The sequence below is a fragment of the Arthrobacter sp. SX1312 genome (genome assembly GCF_002929295.1).
In the GTDB taxonomy this organism is placed as follows: Bacteria; Actinomycetota; Actinomycetes; order Actinomycetales; family Micrococcaceae; genus Arthrobacter_D.
Genome location: NZ_PJIM01000003.1, coordinates 326,979 through 346,210 on the forward strand (window position 1 = coordinate 326,979; position 19,232 = coordinate 346,210).

Below are 19,232 nucleotides of genomic sequence, written 5' to 3' on the forward strand. Positions count from 1 at the left end.
CCGCCCGAGGGGGTAAGGTGCGCGGTCGCGGTGGCGATGCCCGCGCAGGCTCTATCATGGGAGCAACCCACCCACTCTCCGGAGGTTCCGATTACAGACACGGCCGCCCAACACGACATCTACTTCGGCGCGCCCGAACCGGAGAACGAAGCCGAGATCCTCGAGTCGGCGTCCAGTGCGGCGGTGGCCCGACTCGAGGGCCGTACGGACATCACGACCGTCAAGCGGCGCTTCACCCTGGTCAACCAGGACCGCACGCCGCACCAGGCGATGGTCGAGGACCTGCTGTTCATCCGCCGGGCACTCGACGACGCCGGCATCGGGTTCCTGCTGGTGCGCGGCAACGACGAGCGGCCCGTGATCGCCGTGGACCTCGACCACCGTGAGAAGCTGCGCGCCGCGCTCGTCGAGGCGTGCCGGGACGAGCCGTTCTACTCCCGCACCGTGGACACGAAGCGCCGCACCACCCTGCTGGTGAGTGACGGCCAGCTCTCGAGCAGCGGCAAGGCCCGCATCTTCCGCCTGTTCCGGCCACGCATCGAACCCCTCGGCGGGCTCGCCTACGGGCCGTCCGCCGGCGTGCAGATCGAACTGTGGGCGCTCGGCGGCAGCGCCATCGAACTGCCGGTGGAGAACTCCCTCACCCGCCGCACCCTCCCCGCCGCCGAAGTGGTGCGCGGCGAAGTGGAACGCCACGGCCTCTCCTGGCCGACGATCGACAACATGTTCGCCGATCACGCCACGGACATCGACTTCGACATCGACCTCGTCTTCTCCTGGGTGGACGGCAGCAGCCCCGAGTACCGGGCGGCGCGCGCGGCCCGCATGGAGGGCGTGGTGGTCGGTGAGGGCGACGACCACGAGGCGCGCTTCCGGCAGATCGACGAGCTGAAGTACGCGCTGCGCTCCGTCTACATGTTCGCGCCGTGGGTCCGCCGGATCTTCATCGCGACCGACTCGGAGCGCCCCGCCTGGCTCGCCGACCACCCGTCGGTCACGCTCGTCCGCTCCGAGGAGCACTTCAGGGACCCGTCCGTCCTCCCCACGCACAACTCGCAGGCCGTCGAGGCGCAGCTCCAGCACATCCCCGGCCTCTCCGAGTACTTCCTCTACTCCAACGACGACATGTTCTTCGGGCGTCCCGTCGCCCCGGACATGTTCTTCTCCCCCGGGGGCGTCACGAAGTTCATCGAGGCGGACACGCGCATCGGCCTGGGCGACAACGACGCCGAGCGCAGCGGCTTCGAGAACGCCGCCCGCGTGAACCGGCGCCTCCTGCACGAGCGGTTCGGGCGCATCACCACGCGGCACCTCGAACACACCGCCGCTCCCCTGCGGAAGAGCGTGCTGCTGGAGATGGAGGCGGAGTTCGCCGCGGAGTTCGCCGCGACGGCAGCCTCGCGCTTCCGCGCCAAGGACAACATCTCCGTCACCAACTCGCTGTACCACTACTACGCACTGCTGACCGGCCGGGCCGTCACGCAGGAGATGGCGAAGGTGAAGTACGTGGACACCACGCTGCGGTCCGGGCTGAAGAGCCTGAACAAGATGCTGGACAAACGCAACCAGGACTTCTTCTGCCTCAACGACGGCAGCTTCCCGGAGGTCGCGGCCGACGAGCGGGCCCACCTCGTGACGGACTTCCTCGAGAAGTACTTCCCGGTCAAGGCCCCCTGGGAGATCTAGGCCCCGCGCCGGGATGACGGGGATGCGTGCAAGACTGGCGCGATGCAGACCTTCCTGCCGTATCCCGATGTCGCGGCCAGCGCCCGGGTGCTCGACCAGGCAAGGCTCGGCAAGCAGCGCGTCGAGACCCTGCAGGCGCTGCGTGCCCTCGTGATCCCCGACTACGGGTGGCGGCAGCACCCGGCCATCCGCATGTGGATGGGCTACGTCCCGGCGCTGACCGTCTACGGCCTGGCCATGGTGGCCGAGTGGGTCTCGCGCGGCCATGCCGATTCGACGCACCGGCAGATCCTCGAGTTCGCCCCGGACGTGCTGGAGCAGCCGGACGTGCCGATGCCGCCGTGGTTCGGGGATCCGGCGCTGCACGTGAGCCACCAGTCCAATCTGATCCAGAAGGCACCGGAGATCTACCGGGACCGGTTCCCCGGCGTCCCCGAGGACCTCCCCTATGTGTGGCCCGCACCGGAACGCGAGCGCCTGCCCGTCGAACCCGCCGGACGGCGCCTGTGGGTCTGGCGCGCCGATGGGCTGCCCGCCGCCCGGGACGCCGACGACGACGACGACGACGCGATGCTGCTCATGCCGCCCGTCCCGCCGGGAGGGCACGCCGCCCCCAAATGGGAGCGGCAGTTGCACGCGTTCGAGGAGTCCATGGAGGAGGGCGACGCCGTCGCGATCCCCGACCCGGAGGGCCGGCGTTTCCGGACGGGGCACGTGGGCCGGGTCTTCATGCACGAGGACGGGCTGGTGCGTCCTGCGCGGCTGGACGGCTGGCTGCAGCGTTCGGACTTCGATCCGCCGGCCCTGCTGCAGGACCCGCGGACGCTCTTCGCCGTCGGCGTGCCCGACGCGCTGCGTGCATGATCCCGACGCGCTGCGCGCCTGATCCCGACGGGCTGGGGTCGGATGTCGGTTCAGGCCGGGGTCGGGTGACGGTTCAGGCCGAGGTGAGGTGCCGGGCGCGGCCGACCTCGGGGATGGTCACGCCGCGCGCCTCGAGCCGGCGCCGTGTCTCCTCGCGGGGGACCACCTCCCCCACCGTGGTGTGCCGTCCCGCGGGTACCACCGAGTGGACGATCGTCTCCTCGTAGACGTGGACGAGGTTGTAGGACTGCGCGCCGTCCCGGCCGCGCGTGCCCCCGCCGTCGAACATCAGGTCCTGGGTGTAGCAGGTGGCACTCGCCACCGAGACCGGGACGCCGGCGAACATCGCCGTCGTCGAGTAGTGCAGGTGCCCGGCGAGGATCGTGCGGACGTCCGAGCCGCGGACGACGCCGGCGAGCGAGCGCTGGTCGCGCAGTTCCACGAGGACCGCGAGGTCCTGGACGCTGGGGACGGGCGGGTGGTGCAGGGCGAGGATCGTCCCGTGCGGCGCGGGTACCTCCAGTTGCGCGGCCAGCCAGCGCAGCTGCTCGTCGTCGAGCTCGCCGTGGTGGCGCCCCGGCACCGTGGAGTCCAGGGTGATGATGCGCAGGCCGTCGACGAAGTGCACGGCGTCCACCGGGGCGTCCTGCCGTCCGGCCGGTGTCCCGTCGAGGAGTCCCGCCCGGAAGGCCGCGCGGTCGTCGTGGTTGCCCATCGCCCAGATGACCCGGGCCCCGAGCCGTTCCGCCGCGGGGTCCACGATGGCACGGAGCTTCGCGTACGCGCCCGGTTCCCCCTTGTCCGCGAGATCACCGGTGAAGACGATCGCGTCCGGCCGTGCGCCGGACGCCTCGAGGTCGTCGAACACCTCCTGCAGCCTCTGCTCACTGTCCACGGCACCGTACAGCGGGGCGTCCCCGCCGAGCAGGTGGGTGTCGCTCATGTGCAGGACGAAGTGCTGGGGCCGGGGATGTTCTGCTGTCCGGGGGACCATGGGACCTTCTCCGATAGCTGGTGGGCCTGCTGGCTTGTCTGCCATCCAACCAGAAGGCCCTGTCCCTGTCAGTGAACTCCCGACGGCACGGCGCGAAACATCCAGGAAACATGCGTCGCCTCCCGGACCTGCCGCGTGGACTCCGGTGCCGCCCGAGGAGACTGGCGGGGCGGCACCGCGGGCCGTAGGCTCACAGGCGACCGATCATCCGCGCAGAAGGGCACCACCATGGGATTCCGCATCACCCACATCCCCCTCCGCCTCGCGACGGGCGCCTACATCCTCAACTCGGGACTCGGGAAGACCGCGCTGGACGACGGCACCGCCGCCTACCTGCAGTCCGCGGCGTCCAGGGCGTTCCCCCAGGTCAGCCAGTTCGAGGCGCAGCAGTTCGCGACGTTCCTGGCCGCATCGGAGATCACGATCGGCTCGGCGCTCCTCGCGCCGTTCATCCCCAGCAGGCTGGCCGGGCTCGCGCTGCTGGCCTTCTCGGCCGGGATGCTGACCATGTACTTCACGACCCCCGAGATGACGATGGAGGACGGCGTCCGCCCGAGCCCGGAGGGCGTGGCCCTCGCGAAGGACAGCTGGCTGACGGGCATCGCCCTGGCCCTCATCCTGGACCGCCGGAAGAAGTAGGCCGGCGGGGCACGAGGACAGGAGACCCCGGCATGTGCGGACGCTTCGTCATCGCGGGCAACAGGGCCGACCTCATCGACGCCTTCGAGGTGGACGAGGCCGTCGAGGACGAGTTGCGGCCCTCCTGGAACGTCGCGCCGACCGACACCGTGCGGCTCGTCGTCGAGCGGTTGGACCCGCACACGGGCGAGCTGACGCGCCGGCTGGAACCGGCGCGCTGGGGCCTCATCCCCTCCTGGGCGAAATCGGCGTCCGTGGGATCACGGATGATCAACGCCCGCAGCGAGACCCTGCTGGAGAAGCCCTCCTTCCGGGCCGCCGCGCTCAAACGGCGGGCGATCGTCCCGGCGGACGGGTACTACGAGTGGCGGAAGAACGACGACGGCTCCAAGACCCCGATCTACCTGCACGGCCCGGACGGGTCCCTCCTGGGCTTCGCCGGGCTCTACGAGTTCTGGCGGGACCCCGCGACCACGTCCCCGGAGCACCCGCAGGGGGAATGGGTGGTCAGCTGCACCATCATCACCCGGCCGGCGAGCGACGCCCTCGGCGAGATCCACGACCGCACGCCGGTGATCCTTCCCCCGGACCTGCGTGGCGACTGGCTGGATCCGCGCAACGACTCGCGGCCGGCTGTGCAGGAACTGCTGGACGCCATCCCGGACCCCCACCTGGTGCCACGCCTGGTCGGGAAGCGTGTGGGGTCGGTGCGCAACGACGGCCCCGACCTCATCGAGCCCCTTCCCGAGCCGGCGTCGGAAGCCTAGGGTCGGAGGATGACGACCAGCGGAACAGACGCATGATCAGGACGGACATCGCCCCGGGGATCCACTACCTCGAGCATGCCAGGACCAACGTCTACCTCGTGGAGGACGACGACAACCTCCTCCTGGTCGACACGGGGCTGCCCCGCTCGAAGGGGCTCCTCCTGGCGGCACTGACCCGGATCGGCCGCTCGGTGCAGGACATCCGGGGCATCGTGCTCACCCACGGGCACTTCGACCATGTGGGGACCGCCGAGCACCTGCGCTCCAGGTACGGCATCCCGGTCTACTGCCACCCCGACGACGCCCGGATCGCCGCGCACCCCTACAGCTACGACCGGGAACGGAGTCCGTTCCTGTACCCGCTGCGCTATCCCCGCGCCGTGCCCGGGCTGCTGCGCATGACCGTCGCGGGCGCCGTCGCGGTCAGGGGCGTGCAGGACACCCTGCCGCTCACCCCCGAGGCGGCCGCGGCCCTGCCCGGCTCACCCCTCCTGGTCGAGACACCGGGTCACACGAAGGGCCACTGCGCGCTGCACTTCCCGGACCGCGACGCCGTCATCAGCGGCGATGCCCTCGTCACGCTCGACCCCTACACGGGACACCCCGGCCCGCAGGTCGTCGCCCGCGCCGCCACCGCGGACATGGACATGGCCCTGCGCTCCCTCCAGGCGCTGCGCGCCACGGCTGCGCGGACCGTGCTGCCGGGCCACGGGTTCCCGTGGGGTGCGGGCGTGGAGTCGGCGGTCGCGCAGGCGATCGAGGTCGGCGGGCACTGAGTCCCTGCCGGGTCGCCGTCGACCGCCCGGGCAACGCGATACGCTGGCCGCATGGGCTGGTTGAGGCGTCAGACGATGGTGGGCATCGCCCGCGGCACGGTGAAGCGCGGGGTGCTCACCATGGTCACGGCGCAGGCGGTGGTCATCGCGGGGGTCGTCGCCGTGGACGTGTACCAGAGGAGCCGGCGCACCAAGCGACCGGGCTTCCCGCAGCCGGGCACGTTCCACACCACGATCGCCGACACCGGGACCACCGTCTTCACCTACGGCGAGGATCTCTTCGACGCGATGATCGCCGCGATCGACAACGCCAAGGACCAGGTCCTGCTCGAGACCTACATCTGGAAGGGCGACGAGGTCGGGAGGCGCTTCCGGGACGCCGTGAACCGGGCGGCGGATCGCGGCGTGGACGTCTTCGTCATCTACGACGGCTTCGCCAATCTCGTGGTCAACCCGTTCTTCTACGACTTCCACCCTGCCGTCAACACCTACCGCTTCCCGGTCATCCGTCCCGCGATCATCTTCACGAACATCCGGGGCACGGGCCTCGACCACCGCAAGGTCCTCGTGGTCGACGACGAGGTGGGGTTCGTGGGCGGCTACAACATCGGGACGCTGTACGCGACGAAATGGCGTGACACGCACCTGGAGATCCGCGGACCGTCCGTCTGGGAGCTCCGCGAGGCGTTCGTCAGCGTCTGGAACATCCGGGCCATCCCCAGGCGCCCCGAGCTGCCGGACCTCAGTGCCACCTACTGGGAGCCGCGGATCCGTGCGGTCAACAACATCCCGGCCCTGCTGGTGTTCCCCATCCGCGGCGTCTACCTGGACGCGATCAACCGCGCCCACAAGCACATCTTCATCACCACCGCGTACTTCATCCCCGACCGGCAGATCCTCGACGCCCTGCTGCGCGCGAGCCGCCGCGGCGTGGACGTCCGCGTGATCCTCCCCGAGGATTCCAACCACGTGGTCTCCGACTGGCTGTCCCGGGGGTTCTACTCCTCCCTCATCAGCGCCGGCGTGCGGATCCTGCTCTACCAGAATTCCATGATCCATGCGAAGACCGCCACGGTGGACGGCGAGTGGAGCACGGTCGGCACGGCCAACATCGACCGCCTCAGCCTCACCGGCAACTACGAGATCAACCTCGAGATCTTCGACCGCGACCTCGCGGCGACGATGGAGAGGATCTTCGCCGTGGACTCCTCCAACAGCCGCGAGCTGACCCGGGAGGAATGGGACAGCCGCCACCTGGTGGCCCGCGCCAGCGAGATCATCCTCGCTCCGCTGCGTCCGTTCCTGTGACCCCGGACGGCGCTCCGGGTGCCCGCCCGGGCCCGGCGAAGCGCTCCATGTAGCCGCGCTGCGAGGAGCCCACGTGCCCGGCCATCAGGCGCCCGGCCTCGGCGTCGTTGCCGGCATCGATCGCCGCCATGACGAGGCGGTGCTCGCCCCAGGACTGCCTCCCGCGCCGGTCGACGTCGGCCGCGTACAGCCACTCGATCTTGCCGGAGATCTGCCGGAGCAGGGCGGCCAGCGAGGCGCTGCCGCTGAGCTCCGCGACCCCGAGGTGGAAGCGGATGTTCAGCTCCGGCAGTTCCGCGAGGGCGTCGGCCGCCACGGCGCGGTCGCCGTCGTCGAGGATGTCCGTGAGCGCCCGCCGCGCCGTCCACCACGCGGTGTCCGGCGCGTCGGCGCCGAACTGGGCGGAGGCCCGGCGGGCCGCGCGCCGCGCGATCGTGGCCTCGATGACCCCGCGCACGGCGAACAGGTCCTCCGCGTCGTCGAGCGGGATCGCGGCCACGGTGGAGCCGGCGTAGGGGCGGGACTCGACGAACCCCTCCGCCTCGAGTGACCGCAGCGCCTCCCGCACGGGCACGCGCGACACACCGTACTTCGCCGCGAGCGCCGCCTCGGTCACCCGGGTACCGGGCGCCAGGACCCCGAGGATGATGTCGTGGCGGACGGCGTCGAGGACGCGCTGCGGCGCCCCGGCATCCTGGTCAGACCGCAACGGACCCGCCCGGCCGCGTGCGGTCGGGCAGGAGCTCAGCGCCCGGCCGCATAGCCCTGCGCCCCTCGCGGGTTGGCGGCGGCGGACAGCACGCCCGTCCCCGGGTCCCGGGTGACGGCGGAGAGCCGGCCGAGCGCCCAGTCCCCTGCCCGCGTGATGACGTGGCCGCGGCGTTCGAGGTCCGCGATGAGCTCCTCGCCCAGCCGGTCCTCGACCACGGCCCCACCCGGCTCCCAGGTGCGCGGCCAGAACGATCCCGGGATCGACGTGGTGTGGAGGGACGGTGCGTCGATGGCCTGCTGCGGCGTGTAGCCGCCCACGATGGTGCGCAGGATGTAGAGCAGCTGCCACTGGTCCTGCTGGTCGCCGCCGGGCGATCCGAGGGCCACGACCGGCGTGCCGTCCTTGAGGATGAGCGTCGGGGTGAGCGTGGTGCGCGGCCGCCTGCCCGGCTCCAGCGTGGACGGTCCGCCCTCCTCGAGCCACGTCATCTGGAGCCGCGACCCGAGGCAGAACCCGAGCTCGGGGATCGTCGGCGAGGACTGCAGCCATCCCCCGCTGGGCGTGGCGGAGACCATGTTCCCGGCGGCGTCGACGACGTCGATGTGGCACGTGTCGCCGCGCGTCTCCCCGCTGCGGGACACCGTGGGTTCACCGACCCCTGCGAATCCGCTGCCCCCGGCGAGGGCGGGAGGCGTGTAGTCGGTGCGCAGCGGCGGGGTGAAGGGCGTGCGGCCGGGAACGGTGCCGGGCCGGAACTCGCGGGACGCCTCGTCGCCGATGAGCGCGCGCCGTTCGGCGGCGTACTCCTCCGACAGCAGGTACTCCATCGGGACCTCGGCGTCCCCGTAGTAGGCCTCGCGGTCGGCGATGGCGAGCTTCTGCGCCTCGAGGATGGTGTGCGCGCCTGCTCCCGTGGACGGGTCGAGCTGCTCGTCGTCGAACCCGTCGAGGATGGCGAGGGTCTGCAGCAGGGCCGGGCCCTGGCCCCACGGCCCGGTCTTCGCGATGGTGTAGCCGCGGAACTCGAGGGTGGTGGCCTCCTCGTAGCCCGCCTCGAAGCCCGCGAAGTCCTCGAGGGTCAGGACGCCGGCGTGGTCGAGGCCCGAGGAGTGCCGGTGCGGTGTCCGGCCGAACTCGACGGCGGCCTGCGCCACGAGCCCGGTACGCCACTCGTGGCGCGCGGCGTCGATACGCCCGGTCCTCGTCGCGGCGTCGGTCCCGGCGTCGATGAGGGATCCGAGCACGCGGGCGTACGCCTCGTTGCGGATCACCTCGCCCTCCCGCGGCGGCCTGCCCTCGGGCATCCACAGTGCGGCGGACGTGGGCCAGTGCTCGGTGAAGAGCTCCGCCACGGCGGCGATCGTCGCCCCGACGCGGCCGAGGACCGGGTGGCCGTCACGGGCGTACCCGAGGGCGAAGGCCAGGACGTCCTCGAGTTCCCACGTGCCGTGGTCGCGGAGCAGGATCAGCCAGGCGTCGACGGCGGCGGGTACCGCGGCGGCGAGGGCGCCCGCGCCCGGGACGAGTTCCAGGCCCTCGGCGAGGTAGTGCTCGCGGGTGGCCGCAGCCGGCGCAGGCCCCTGGCCCATGAGGACGACCGGCCGTCCGGGCTCCTCCGCCGTGGCGAAGACGCCCGTCATGTCACCGCCGGGCCCGTTGAGGTGGGGCTCGACGACGTGCAGGACGAACGCCCCGGCCACGGCGGCGTCGAAGGCGTTGCCGCCGCGCTCGAGGACTGCCTGCGCGGAGGCGGTGGCCAGCCAGTGCGTCGACGCGCTCATCCCGAACGTGCCCTGCAGCGTGGGACGGGTGGTGAAGGTGGGAGGGGGCGTGTACGTCATCGGATCACTTTCGGCAGGGGAATCGACGGTGCGCGACCGTAGGCGCGGGCTCGTCCGCATTGAATACAATCGACGCTCCAAGGATAAGCTTCGTATACATTCGCCCCAAGTTGTTACTGAAGGACATCATCGTGACGAAGAACCGGGTGGTCACGGACCGCCTCCACCTGTGGCTCATGCTCATCCTGACGTTCTCCACCGGAGTGATCGATGCCGTCGGCTACCTGGGCCTCGATCGCGTCTTCACGGGCAACATGACCGGCAACGTGGTGCTCCTCGGCATGGCCTTCGCGGGGGGCGCCGATCTGCCGATCCTGCGGCCGGCTCTCGCCCTCGTCTTCTTCATGGTGGGCGCCGCGCTCGCCGGCCGGGTCCTGCGGAAAGGGCCCGAAGGGTGGTCCGGCCGCACGTCGAGCACGTTCCTCACGGTGACCGTGGGCCTGACCGCGCTCGCGGTGTTCGTCGCGCTGGTCGACGTCACCGCCGAGGAGGTCCTGGGCAGCATCACGACGTCGGTGCTCGCCACCGTGATGGGTGTCCAGGCCGCGACGGCCAAGCGCCTCAAGGTCGCCGAGATCACCACCGTCGTCGTGACCTCCACCATCACGGGCCTCGCCTCGGACTCCCGCCTCGCCGGGGGGAAGAGCCCCTTCTGGGCCCGCCGCGCCTCCGCGATCGCCCTGATCATGGCCGGCGCGGTCGTCGGCGCCCTGACCCTGAGGGTCGACCTCTGGCTCGGCATCGCGGTGTCGGCGCTCCTCTCCGCCGTGGTCACCCTCCTCGGGCACCTCCGCCACCGGCAGGACGTGAAGGCCGGGCACACGGAGAATGCCGGGGAAGCCGCACTACGGTAGGAGCATGGAACAGGTCGAGGAGCAGTTCGCATTCCACCGGCTCGCACGGTCGTGGCCGCAGCACCGCTGGTGGAGGCCGCTCCTCACCGCCCTGCTCGGCGGCGTGTTCTACGTCGTCCTCATCCTCCTGGTCCTGGTCGCGGGGCTCGCGCTCGCCAGCCTCACACCCACCGGCGTCGGGCCCTATTTCGACGCGCTGTCGGTGCTGGACCTCAGCAACCCGGTAATGTTCGCGTTCACCCTCGTCTCCCTGATCCTGATGATCCCCGCGCTCGCCCTGGCCGCCCTGATCATGGGCCCCCGGCCGATCGGCCTGCTCTCGTCCGTGGCAGGCCGGATCCGGTGGCGCTGGCTCGCGGTCTGCGCGGGCGTCTCCGTCGGTGTGTTCCTCGTCAACCTCGCGGTCTCCTTCGGGGTCGGCGCGCTCTTCCCCGCGGAGGCGGAACCGGCGCCCCTCCCGCCCGAGACGTCCACCCTGCTGATCCTGCTGACCCTGTCCGTCCTCGCCGTCCCGTTCCAGGCCGCCGCGGAGGAGTACGTGTTCCGCGGGTTCCTGATGCAGGCCATCGGCAGCTGGCTCCGCCACCCCGCCTTCGCGATCCTGCTCCCCGTGCCGCTCTTCGTCCTCGGCCACGGCTACGATCCGCTCGGACAGGCCGACGTGGCGATCTTCGCGATCTTCGCGGGCTGGATCACCTGGCGGACGGGCGGGCTGGAGGCCGCGATCGCGGTGCACGCGGTCAACAACATGACCATCTTCGTCCTCGGGGCCTTCGGCCTCGTGGATGTGAACTCCACCGAGGGGTCGTTGAGCGGACTCGTCCTGTCCGCCGCGACCATGGCCGTCACGGCCGTCATCATCGTCCGCCTGGCGGACCGCCGCGGCGTCGCCCGGACGCGGACCGTCACCCGGTGGCCGGCACTGGAGCCGAGGACCCCGGTCCCGGGTCAGCCCCTCCCCCCGGCGGCCGACCGCCGGTCACCGACCGCCGACGCCTGACCGCTCGAGGACCCATGTTCGCCGATGTGTCATCCCCCGTCCTCGTCACCGGGGCCACCGGCAACGTGGGCCGCCCCCTCGTGGCGTCCCTGCGTGCCATGGGAGTCCCCGTACGCCCCGCGAGCCGGCGCGGGACGGACCCGGACGGGGCCGCCTTCGACTTCGGCGTTCCGGAGACCTGGCCGGCGGCCTTCGACGGCGTGACCGCCCTGTTCCTCGTCCGGCCGCCGCACCTGGCGAACGTCGCACGGGACATGGTGCCGTCCCTCGTGGAGGCACGCCGCCGCGGCGTCCGGCACGTCGTCCTGCTCTCCGTCCAAGGCGCCGACCGCGTGCCGGTCCTCCCCCACGCCCGGCTGGAGCGGTGGCTCCGGGCCTCGGGCATGGCCTGGACCTTCCTGCGCCCGTCGTACTTCGACCAGAACCTCAGCACCGTGTTCGCGGCCGACATCCGCGACCACGACCGCATCCTCGTCCCCGCAGGAGCAGGCCGGACGGCGTTCGTGGATGCCGTCGACGTCGCGTCCGTCGCCGCCGCGGTACTCCGGGAACCCGGCCTCCACCGCGGGCGCTCCTGGTCCCCGACGGGCAGGGAGGCGCTCACCTGGTCGGAGGTGGCCCGGACCATCTCCGAGGTGCTCGGCCGATCCGTGACCTACCGCGACCCGGGCGTCCTCGGATACTTCCGGCACGCCCGCACGGACCTCGGGATGGAGACGGCCATGGCCGCCACCACCACGGTCATCCACGCATCGGCCCGGCTCGGCGTCGCGAAGCACCTGACGGACGACGTGCGGCGTGTCACGGGCCGGGAACCGCTGTCCTTCCGGTCCTTCGTCGACCGCGAGCGGGCAGCCTGGGAGCGGCCCGGCGCCTAGCGCTCCCCCGGCGCAGCACCCCGCCTCAGGCCTCGACCCGCAACCCCATGCCCTCAGCGAGGAAGGGGGCCAGCACCAGCAGCTGGTGCTCGTCGATCGTGGCGCCCCGCAGACCGTCGAGGCCGTCGATGCCGCGGAAGCTGCTGGTACGGAGGTCCACGTCCGTCAGCCGGGCGCCGTCGAGCGTGAGGGTACCGACGGTGCAGTCCCGCAGGGCCAGGCGCGTGGCCAGGGCGCCGGTGAGGTCCAGCTCGCCGATGATGCACCCGCTCAGGAGGACGTCCGTCAGCCGGGCGCTGCGCAGGTTCACGTAGTCGAGCTTCCCGCCGTCGAGGTGGACGCCGTCGAGCCTGCTGTCGTACAGCTCCGCCGATCCCCACCGGGTGCCACGCAGCGAGGTCTCGCGCCAGGTGCTGCGCGGCGCCCGGAGGACCGGGGCGAAGAGGTCCTCGAAGGAGCACCCGATGACGCGGGCGCCGCGCAGTTCCGCGTCGTTCAGGGACACCGCCTCGAGCATGCACTCCTGCAGGGTGATCCCGGCCAGGTCCTCGCCGTCGAGCACCAGCCTCTCGTAGTGCTCACCCTCCCGGTGATCGCCGTCGAGCAGGTCCGGCGCGTCGACGCGGACGAGGCCCCTCGGCGGCTGCAGGGTCAGGCGGGGCGCATTCGTGGTGCTGCGCGTGGGGCGCGGTGGCATCGCTGGATCCGTTCGTCGTCTCGTCGCTCCGGCCCGGCCGGGCCGGGCCTCCATCCAACCACCGACGCAACACTTCTCCCGAAACCAGCCATCTCATACAGTGGGTCACCCGACCGAGGATGGAGCCGACATGCCGACACCCGACAGCACCCCTGACAGAGCACCGGACAGCACGTCCGGGACAGGGACCGAGGACGCCTCCCTCCTGAAGGTCCTCGGCAACTGGGACGCCCTCGCCCTGGGGTTCGGGGCGATGATCGGCTTCGGCTGGGTGGTGCTGACCGGCGGCTGGATCGCGTCGGCCGGCACGGGCGGAGCGGTCCTCGCGATGGTGACGGGCGGCGTCATCATGGGCGTCGTCGGCCTCACCTACGCCGAGCTGACCGCCGCCATGCCCAAGGCGGGCGGCGAGCACAACTTCCTCCTGCGCGGCATGGGCCCCCGCTGGTCCTTCGTGGGGTCCTGGGCCATCACCGGCGGCTACGTCACGATCGTCGCCTTCGAGGCGGTGGCCCTTCCACGGACCGCCGAGTACATCTTCCCCGGCCTCAGCCGCATCCCCCTCTGGACGGTCGCCGGTGACCAGGTGCACCTGACGTGGGCTCTCGTCGGCGCGATCGCCGCCGTCGTCGTCACCCTCATCAACATCCGCGGCGTGAAGATCGCGGGGGCCGCGCAGACCTTCGTGGTGGTCTTCCTCCTCGTCATCGGACTGATCCTGGTCTTCGGCAGCGTCACCGGCGGATCGGTGACCAACATGGAGCCCTTCTTCACGGGAGGCTCGGCCGGGTTCTTCGCCGTCCTCGTCGTGGTGCCGTTCCTGTTCGTCGGCTTCGACGTCATCCCGCAGTCCGCGGAGGAGGTGGACATCCCCGCCCGGCAGATCGGCCGCCTCGTCGTCGTCGCCGTGATCCTCGCGACCATCTGGTACGTGATGACCATCCTGACCACCTCGTCCGCCATGCCCGCGAGCGAGCTCGCCACCACGGACATCGCGACGGCCGACGCGATGGGCGCCATGTTCGGCTCGGACCTCATGGCCAACGTGCTCATCGCCGGCGGCATCGCGGGCATCCTCACCTCCTGGAACTCGCTGCTCCTGGGGGCGTCCCGCCTCATGTACTCCATGGCCCGCTCCGGCATGCTGCCCCGCTGGTTCGGGGTGCTGCACCCGCGCTACCGGACTCCGGTGAACGCCCTGATCTTCATCGGCGCGCTGTCCTTCGCGGCACCGTTCTTCGGCACCCAGATGCTCGGCTGGCTCGTCGACTCCGGTGCCCCCAGCATCGTCCTCGCGTACATCCTGGTGTCGCTCGTCTTCGTGATCCTGCGCCGCCGCGAACCGGGGATGGAGCGGCCGCTGCGTATCGGCGGGGCGGGCAACGGCGGCACCGTGATCGGCTGGATCGCCGTCATCCTCTGCGTCGCCCTGCTCAGCCTGTACCTGCCCGGCATGCCCGCGGCCCTCACGCCGCCGCCGTGGATCCTCTTCGGGCTGTGGTGGGTCCTGGGCGCCGTCTTCCTCCTGCGCATCCCCCGTGGCATCGCACCAGGGCACGACGCCGAGGAACGGCTCCTCGACCGGCTCGCCGACCGCGCGGGACAGGCCCGCTGACCTCACGGCCGGCGGCAGCACGCGTGCTTTACTGGGGTCATTCGTCGATCCAGGGGGAGGGCAACCGATGACCGGTGACGGCTCGCAGTCCGTGCACGATCCACGCTACGAGGGCATCTACCAGCGTGGTGGTGCCTCCGCTCCGGCAGCGAGGAGAGGCTCACCGGCCCCCGGCGCTCCCGCCCTGCCGCCGATCGCCGAACCGCACGGCCCCGCGACCTCCGTGATCCGCGAGGTGGCGCCGGAGCCGGACGGCCCGGCGGCCCGTGCGGCGTCCCCGCGCAATCCGTACGACCCCTGGATCTGGGGCGTCGCCGGAGTCCTCGTGGCACTCGGTGCCTACCTCCTCGCGGCACCGATCATCCACGCACAGCAGTACGCCGAGGCGTTCCCCGCCGGGCAGATGGGCCCCTACACCGCACCCTGGTTCAGCTACGTGAGCATGGCCGCACCGATCCTGCTGATGCTCGGTGTGGCGACGGCCGTCGTCCAGCTCTTCGTCCTCTCGATCCGCCACACGCTGACTGCACGCTGACCGGGGGCTGATCGACTGCTGATCGACTGCTGATCGACTGGTGATGTGTCGCCGACCGTTCGCCGATCAGGGGCAGGGCGCCGCCCCCGTAGTGTGGAGAGCATGGAATCCCCGATCGAGAGCTACCTGAAGACCATTCACCGGGAGATCTCCGATCTCAGGGACGGCAAGCCCTACAGCACCATCCCCGCGATGGCGAACGTCGACCCCGACAACTTCGGCATCTGCCTGACGACGGTGGACGGCTACATGTACGAGATCGGTGACACCCGCGAGGAGTTCACCATCCAGTCCATCTCGAAGCCCTTCACGTACGGGCTGGCGCTGGCCGACCTCGGCATGGAGGCCGTGGACGCGAAGGTCGACGTCGAGCCGTCCGGGGACACGTTCAACGAGATCTCCCTCGCACCCGGGAGCGGCCGCCCGTCAAACGCGATGATCAACGCGGGCGCACTCACCGCCACGTCCCTCGTCCGGTCGCGGGGCGGCAACACGCGCTTCAAGCGGATCCTCAGCACCTACTCGCAGTTCGCGGGCAGACAGCTGGGCGTCGACGAGGAGATCTTCCGCTCGGAGGTCGAGCACGGCCACCGCAACCGCGCACTCGCCTACCTGCTGCGGTCCTTCGACATCATCGAGTCGGATCCGACGCCGGTGATCGAGGACTACTTCCGGCAGTGCTCGGTGATGGTCAACTGCATGGACCTCTCGGTCATGGCGGCCACGCTCGCGAACTCGGGGCGCAATCCGCTCACGGGCGTGGAGGTGATGGACCTGCTCGCCGTCGAGCGGGTCCTGTCCGTCATGACCACGTGCGGCATGTACGACGACGCCGGGTCCTGGATCAGCACGGTGGGCATGCCCGCCAAGAGCGGCGTGGCCGGCGGCACCATCGCCGTCCTGCCCGGCCAGGTGGGCCTCGCCATCTACTCGCCGCCCCTCGACGAGCACGGCAGCAGCGTCCGCGGCATGGCCACGAGCCAGCGCCTGTCCCGTGACATGGAGCTGCACTTCGTCCGTGCCGCACGGGCCGGGAAGTCCGCCATCCGTGCCACCTACGACATCCTGGCCGCGCCGTCGGGCATCCGGCGGACCGACGAGGCGATGGACGTCCTCCGGGAGCACGGGCACCGGGCCCAGGTGATCGAACTCAACGGCGACCTGCTCTTCGCGGGCACGGAGTCCATGGTGCGCGAACTGAGCGGGCTCGACGACGACGTCGACTTCGTGATCCTCGACCTGCGCCGCGTCGACGAGGTCGCCGACGTCTCGCTGCGCCTGCTCGGCGAGGTGCGGGAGAACCTCACGGCCATGGGGTGCGACCTCGTGCTGATCGACGGCGAGGGCACCCTCGCGGAGACCTTCAAGGACGTGGACCGGCCCGTCCCCACCTTCGACACACGCACCGCCGCCGTCGAGTGGTGCGAGAACGAGCTCATCACGCGGTACGGCGGGGACCTCCTGCTCCCGTCGACGGTGGAGGTGTCCCAGTGCCCGGCCCTGAGCCCGCTCACCGCCGAGGACGTCGAGGCCCTGACCCTGCGGATGGAGGACCGCACTTACGAGAAGGGCCACGTGGTGCGGCGCGTGGGGCAGTCCTTCGGCGGCGTCTACTTCATCCTCTCCGGCAAGATCGTCACCTCGGTGCCCGGCCCCTCCGGCGAGCGCCTCAAGCTGACCACCCTGAGCGCCGGCATGACGTTCGGCGAACTGGCGCTCGGCAGCGACGACCGCCAGGAGACCACCGTCAAGGCACTGGAGGACGTGCACGTGAAGGTACTCACGGCCCAGGCCATCCGGGCCATCGAGAAGGAGGACCCGAACCTCGCCGTCGAGCTCTGGAAGGCGCTGACCCGGGACGCCTACACGCGCGTGGACCTGTACCTGCGCGAGACCGCAGTGCGGATCCGGGACTAGGGGCGCGCGATGACGGTACTGATTGCAGGCTGCGGGGATCTCGGGACCGAGGTGGGGCTGCGCCTGGCCGCCCGGGGCGAGCGCGTGGTCGGCTGGCGCCGATCGGCCGGACGCCTCCCCGCCGCGATCGAGGGCGTGGCCGCCGACCTGACGGGGGACCTGCCGCCCGTCCCGGCGGACACCGACGTGGTGGTCATCGCCACCGCCGCCGGGGACCGCACCGAGGCCGCCTACCGCAGTGCCTACGTCGACGCGACCCGCAACGTCCTGGCCGCACTCCGGCGCGACGGCGTCACGCCCCGGCGGATCATCTTCGTCTCCTCCACGGCGGTGTACGGGGACTTCGACGGCGCTCTCGTCACCGAGGAATCACCGGCGGAGAGCACGGCCCCCACGGCCCGGCTGGTCCGGGAGGCCGAGCAGGTCCTCCTCGGGGGCTCGGCCAACGGGACGGTCCTCCGGCTCTCGGGCATCTACGGCCCCGGCCGCACCCGCCTGATCGACCAGGTGCGGAGCGGGAGCGCGGTGCTGCCCCCCGAGCCGCAGTGGACCAACCGGATCCACCGCGACGACGCCGCGGCCGCGATCGTGCACCTGGTCACCAGGGTCGCGTCCCCCGCGCCGATCTACCTCGGCAGCGACGAGCTGCCGGTGGATCTCAGCGAGGTGCTGAGGTTCCTCGCCGCCGAGCTGGACCTGCCGGAACCGCCGGCGGGTGAGCCGACGTCGGGCCGGGGCGGCGCCCGCCGCGTGGACAGCAGCCTGCTCCGCGCGACCGGCTTCACCTTCGAATACCCGACCTACCGCGAGGGCTACCGGGCGGTGCTCGCCGGCCAGGGCGTCAGGCACCCCTAGGCGAGGCGGCCTCCGCCGCCGAACGCGCCCGCGCCGTGAGGCGCCCCAGCCGCACGAGCGACCACACGAAGATGCTCACCACGAGCAGGTTCCGCAGCGTCAGGAGGACGGCGACGGCGGGGTTCAGGTCGTAGCGCAGGGCGTCGTAGAACACGGGGTAGACGAGCGTGGTCAGTGCGGCCGTCGCGACCATCGCGATCGCCGGGTAGCGCCACTCCGCCGCCCGGTCCAGCACGAGGCCCGCGGCGATCGTCGCCGTGATCCACAGCATGAACTGCGGCGAGCCCACCTTGTTGAACACCACCAGGGTGCTGACGAGGGCCAGCGATCCGGTGGCGAGCAGCGCCCCCGGCTCGGCGCCGCGGTGCAGGGCGATCGCGAGGAACACGGCGACCAGGAGCACCGTGAGGGCGAGCAGCGGGGACATCAGGTCCCCCACCAGTCCGCTCAGGGCCCCCCGGACCTCCATGGTGTTGATGACCTCGTCCTCGAAGAAGTAGGCGCCGGAGGTCCCCGTGATCGCCTGCCACACTCCCGGCGTGCTGAGCGGGGCCTCGAGCTGCATGCCGCGCGCGCCCTGCGCGCTCAGGAAGCCGGTGAGGTTGCGGACGTCGCCGAACACCGCCACCACGACGGCGATGCCCGCGGTGAGCGCGGCGCCCGCCGCGAGGATCCGGAGCCGGCCCTCACGGACGACGACGAGCGCGGCGAGCACCACGGCGGCCGGCCACACCTTCATCCAGGTGGCGGCGCTGAGCAGGAGTGACGCGGCGAACGGGCGCGTGGCGACGATCAGCAGCGCCGTGATGACCAGGGGCGCGGTCAGCCCGTCGATCCTGCCGACGGCCACCGGCCCGAGGAGCGCGGTGGCGGTGAGCCACCAGTAGGCGGCCGTGAACGACGACGGCGTGCCCCGCCGGATCAGCGCGGCGACACCGACGGCGTTGAGGCCCGCGAAGAGCACGAACCAGGCGAACTGGTACAGGTGGGGTCCGAACACCGCGGCCACGAGCATCGGGGCGAGCGCGCCGGCCGGGTAGACCCACGCCGTGTCGATGCCCTGCCACACGCCGTCGCCCAGCGCCTGGTACGCCCACTCCCGGTAGAAACGCACGTCGCTGAGCACTCCCCCGCCGAGGATGAAGGGCAGCAGCCGCGCGAGGAAACCGGCGTGGACGAGGGCGAAGAACAGCCAGACCGAGCGGGCGCTGTTGCGGGTCTCCGGACGGGGCGGGCGGATGCGCACGGATGGCTCCTGATCGGCGGGTGGCGGCAGCGGCCATCGTCTCACCCA

Annotated in this window: 18 protein-coding genes; 13 read left to right on the plus strand and 5 right to left on the minus strand. The window is 71.4% G+C overall.

The window, feature by feature from the left end; translation table 11 throughout:
* Positions 1-36 precede the first annotated feature (36 nt).
* A complete protein-coding gene (locus CXQ92_RS14685; protein ID WP_104168819.1) occupies positions 37-1,686 on the plus strand; it encodes a stealth family protein in 1,650 nt (549 codons plus the stop codon).
* A gap of 42 nt (positions 1,687-1,728) precedes the next feature.
* Entirely contained in the window at positions 1,729-2,550 is an 822-nt protein-coding gene (locus tag CXQ92_RS14690) for an MSMEG_6728 family protein (protein WP_104168498.1), read from the plus strand.
* 73 nt (positions 2,551-2,623) lie between these two features.
* Here CXQ92_RS14690 and CXQ92_RS14695 read toward each other — a convergent pair whose 3' ends face one another.
* Positions 2,624-3,544 (minus strand): phosphodiesterase, encoded by a 921-nt coding sequence (locus tag CXQ92_RS14695; RefSeq protein WP_104168499.1) that lies wholly within the window; start codon positions 3,542-3,544, stop codon positions 2,624-2,626.
* Positions 3,545-3,772: 228 nt separating this feature from the next.
* Between CXQ92_RS14695 and CXQ92_RS14700 the strand changes: the two genes are divergently transcribed.
* From CXQ92_RS14700 to CXQ92_RS14715, 4 genes are read left to right on the plus strand one after another with little or no spacing between them, the layout of a single operon-like run.
* A complete protein-coding gene (locus CXQ92_RS14700) occupies positions 3,773-4,183 on the plus strand; it encodes a hypothetical protein (RefSeq protein WP_104168820.1) in 411 nt (136 codons plus the stop codon).
* Between the two features lie 32 nt (positions 4,184-4,215).
* On the plus strand, positions 4,216-4,950 hold the full coding sequence (locus CXQ92_RS14705; protein ID WP_104168500.1) for an SOS response-associated peptidase: 735 nt from the start codon (positions 4,216-4,218) through the stop codon (positions 4,948-4,950).
* Positions 4,951-4,982: 32 nt separating this feature from the next.
* On the plus strand, positions 4,983-5,726 hold the full coding sequence (locus CXQ92_RS14710; RefSeq protein ID WP_104168501.1) for an MBL fold metallo-hydrolase: 744 nt from the start codon (positions 4,983-4,985) through the stop codon (positions 5,724-5,726).
* A gap of 51 nt (positions 5,727-5,777) precedes the next feature.
* Positions 5,778-7,034, plus strand: a complete 1,257-nt coding sequence (locus CXQ92_RS14715) for a phosphatidylserine/phosphatidylglycerophosphate/cardiolipin synthase family protein (protein ID WP_258069969.1) — start codon at positions 5,778-5,780, stop codon at positions 7,032-7,034.
* On the opposite strand, the gene CXQ92_RS14720 is transcribed toward CXQ92_RS14715, so the two are convergent.
* Together CXQ92_RS14720 and CXQ92_RS14725 are read right to left on the minus strand one after the other, a co-directional pair.
* Entirely contained in the window at positions 7,003-7,743 is a 741-nt protein-coding gene (locus CXQ92_RS14720; protein WP_104168502.1) for a GntR family transcriptional regulator, read from the minus strand. The two genes, CXQ92_RS14715 and CXQ92_RS14720, sit on opposite strands and share 32 nt — an antisense overlap.
* A gap of 35 nt (positions 7,744-7,778) precedes the next feature.
* Positions 7,779-9,587 (minus strand): gamma-glutamyltransferase family protein, encoded by a 1,809-nt coding sequence (locus CXQ92_RS14725; RefSeq protein WP_104168503.1) that lies wholly within the window; start codon positions 9,585-9,587, stop codon positions 7,779-7,781.
* A gap of 131 nt (positions 9,588-9,718) precedes the next feature.
* Here CXQ92_RS14725 and CXQ92_RS14730 point away from each other — a divergent pair, with 131 nt between their 5' ends.
* The 3 genes from CXQ92_RS14730 to CXQ92_RS14740 are packed head-to-tail and all read left to right on the plus strand — an operon-like array spanning position 9,719 to position 12,319.
* Complete coding sequence (locus CXQ92_RS14730) at positions 9,719-10,441, plus strand: YoaK family protein (RefSeq protein WP_258069970.1); 723 nt, start codon at positions 9,719-9,721, stop codon at positions 10,439-10,441.
* Between the two features lie 4 nt (positions 10,442-10,445).
* Positions 10,446-11,441 carry a CPBP family intramembrane glutamic endopeptidase gene (locus CXQ92_RS14735; RefSeq protein ID WP_181033681.1) on the plus strand — a complete coding sequence of 332 codons (996 nt, stop codon included), beginning with the start codon at positions 10,446-10,448 and terminating at the stop codon, positions 11,439-11,441.
* A gap of 14 nt (positions 11,442-11,455) precedes the next feature.
* On the plus strand, positions 11,456-12,319 hold the full coding sequence (locus tag CXQ92_RS14740) for an NmrA family NAD(P)-binding protein (protein ID WP_104168505.1): 864 nt from the start codon (positions 11,456-11,458) through the stop codon (positions 12,317-12,319).
* Between the two features lie 25 nt (positions 12,320-12,344).
* On the opposite strand, the gene CXQ92_RS14745 is transcribed toward CXQ92_RS14740, so the two are convergent.
* On the minus strand, positions 12,345-13,016 hold the full coding sequence (locus CXQ92_RS14745; RefSeq protein ID WP_258069971.1) for a pentapeptide repeat-containing protein: 672 nt from the start codon (positions 13,014-13,016) through the stop codon (positions 12,345-12,347).
* A 130-nt stretch (positions 13,017-13,146) separates the two neighbouring features.
* Here CXQ92_RS14745 and CXQ92_RS14750 point away from each other — a divergent pair, with 130 nt between their 5' ends.
* The 4 genes from CXQ92_RS14750 (at position 13,147) to CXQ92_RS14765 (ending at position 17,938) form a co-directional block, all read left to right on the plus strand.
* Positions 13,147-14,631, plus strand: a complete 1,485-nt coding sequence (locus CXQ92_RS14750) for an APC family permease (RefSeq protein WP_104168506.1) — start codon at positions 13,147-13,149, stop codon at positions 14,629-14,631.
* A gap of 67 nt (positions 14,632-14,698) precedes the next feature.
* Positions 14,699-15,166, plus strand: a complete 468-nt coding sequence (locus CXQ92_RS14755) for a hypothetical protein (RefSeq protein ID WP_104168507.1) — start codon at positions 14,699-14,701, stop codon at positions 15,164-15,166.
* Between the two features lie 102 nt (positions 15,167-15,268).
* Entirely contained in the window at positions 15,269-17,083 is a 1,815-nt protein-coding gene (glsA, locus tag CXQ92_RS14760; RefSeq protein ID WP_104168508.1) for a glutaminase A, read from the plus strand.
* A gap of 9 nt (positions 17,084-17,092) precedes the next feature.
* Entirely contained in the window at positions 17,093-17,938 is an 846-nt protein-coding gene (locus CXQ92_RS14765; RefSeq protein ID WP_104168509.1) for an SDR family oxidoreductase, read from the plus strand.
* Here the strand turns inward: CXQ92_RS14765 and CXQ92_RS14770 are convergent.
* Positions 17,925-19,184, minus strand: coding sequence for a glycosyltransferase 87 family protein (locus CXQ92_RS14770; RefSeq protein ID WP_181033682.1), 1,260 nt, complete (start codon positions 19,182-19,184; stop codon positions 17,925-17,927). The genes CXQ92_RS14765 and CXQ92_RS14770 overlap by 14 nt on opposite strands.
* Positions 19,185-19,232 lie beyond the last annotated feature (48 nt).

Excerpts from the sequence above, each read along its gene's own strand:
- CXQ92_RS14710 (WP_104168501.1), top strand. The coding sequence starts at position 4,983 with ATGATCAGGACGGACATCGCCCCGGGGATCCACTACCTCGAGCATGCC.
- CXQ92_RS14745 (WP_258069971.1), bottom strand. The coding sequence starts at position 13,016 with ATGCCACCGCGCCCCACGCGCAGCACCACGAATGCGCCCCGCCTGACC.
- CXQ92_RS14700 (WP_104168820.1), top strand. The coding sequence starts at position 3,773 with ATGGGATTCCGCATCACCCACATCCCCCTCCGCCTCGCGACGGGCGCC.
- CXQ92_RS14735 (WP_181033681.1), top strand. The coding sequence starts at position 10,446 with ATGGAACAGGTCGAGGAGCAGTTCGCATTCCACCGGCTCGCACGGTCG.
- CXQ92_RS14690 (WP_104168498.1), top strand. The coding sequence starts at position 1,729 with ATGCAGACCTTCCTGCCGTATCCCGATGTCGCGGCCAGCGCCCGGGTG.
- CXQ92_RS14750 (WP_104168506.1), top strand. The coding sequence starts at position 13,147 with ATGCCGACACCCGACAGCACCCCTGACAGAGCACCGGACAGCACGTCC.
- CXQ92_RS14765 (WP_104168509.1), top strand. The coding sequence starts at position 17,093 with ATGACGGTACTGATTGCAGGCTGCGGGGATCTCGGGACCGAGGTGGGG.
- CXQ92_RS14725 (WP_104168503.1), bottom strand. The coding sequence starts at position 9,587 with ATGACGTACACGCCCCCTCCCACCTTCACCACCCGTCCCACGCTGCAG.
- CXQ92_RS14685 (WP_104168819.1), top strand. The coding sequence starts at position 37 with ATGCCCGCGCAGGCTCTATCATGGGAGCAACCCACCCACTCTCCGGAG.
- CXQ92_RS14740 (WP_104168505.1), top strand. The coding sequence starts at position 11,456 with ATGTTCGCCGATGTGTCATCCCCCGTCCTCGTCACCGGGGCCACCGGC.
- CXQ92_RS14715 (WP_258069969.1), top strand. The coding sequence starts at position 5,778 with ATGGGCTGGTTGAGGCGTCAGACGATGGTGGGCATCGCCCGCGGCACG.
- glsA (WP_104168508.1), top strand. The coding sequence starts at position 15,269 with ATGGAATCCCCGATCGAGAGCTACCTGAAGACCATTCACCGGGAGATC.
- CXQ92_RS14755 (WP_104168507.1), top strand. The coding sequence starts at position 14,699 with ATGACCGGTGACGGCTCGCAGTCCGTGCACGATCCACGCTACGAGGGC.
- CXQ92_RS14705 (WP_104168500.1), top strand. The coding sequence starts at position 4,216 with ATGTGCGGACGCTTCGTCATCGCGGGCAACAGGGCCGACCTCATCGAC.
- CXQ92_RS14695 (WP_104168499.1), bottom strand. The coding sequence starts at position 3,544 with ATGGTCCCCCGGACAGCAGAACATCCCCGGCCCCAGCACTTCGTCCTG.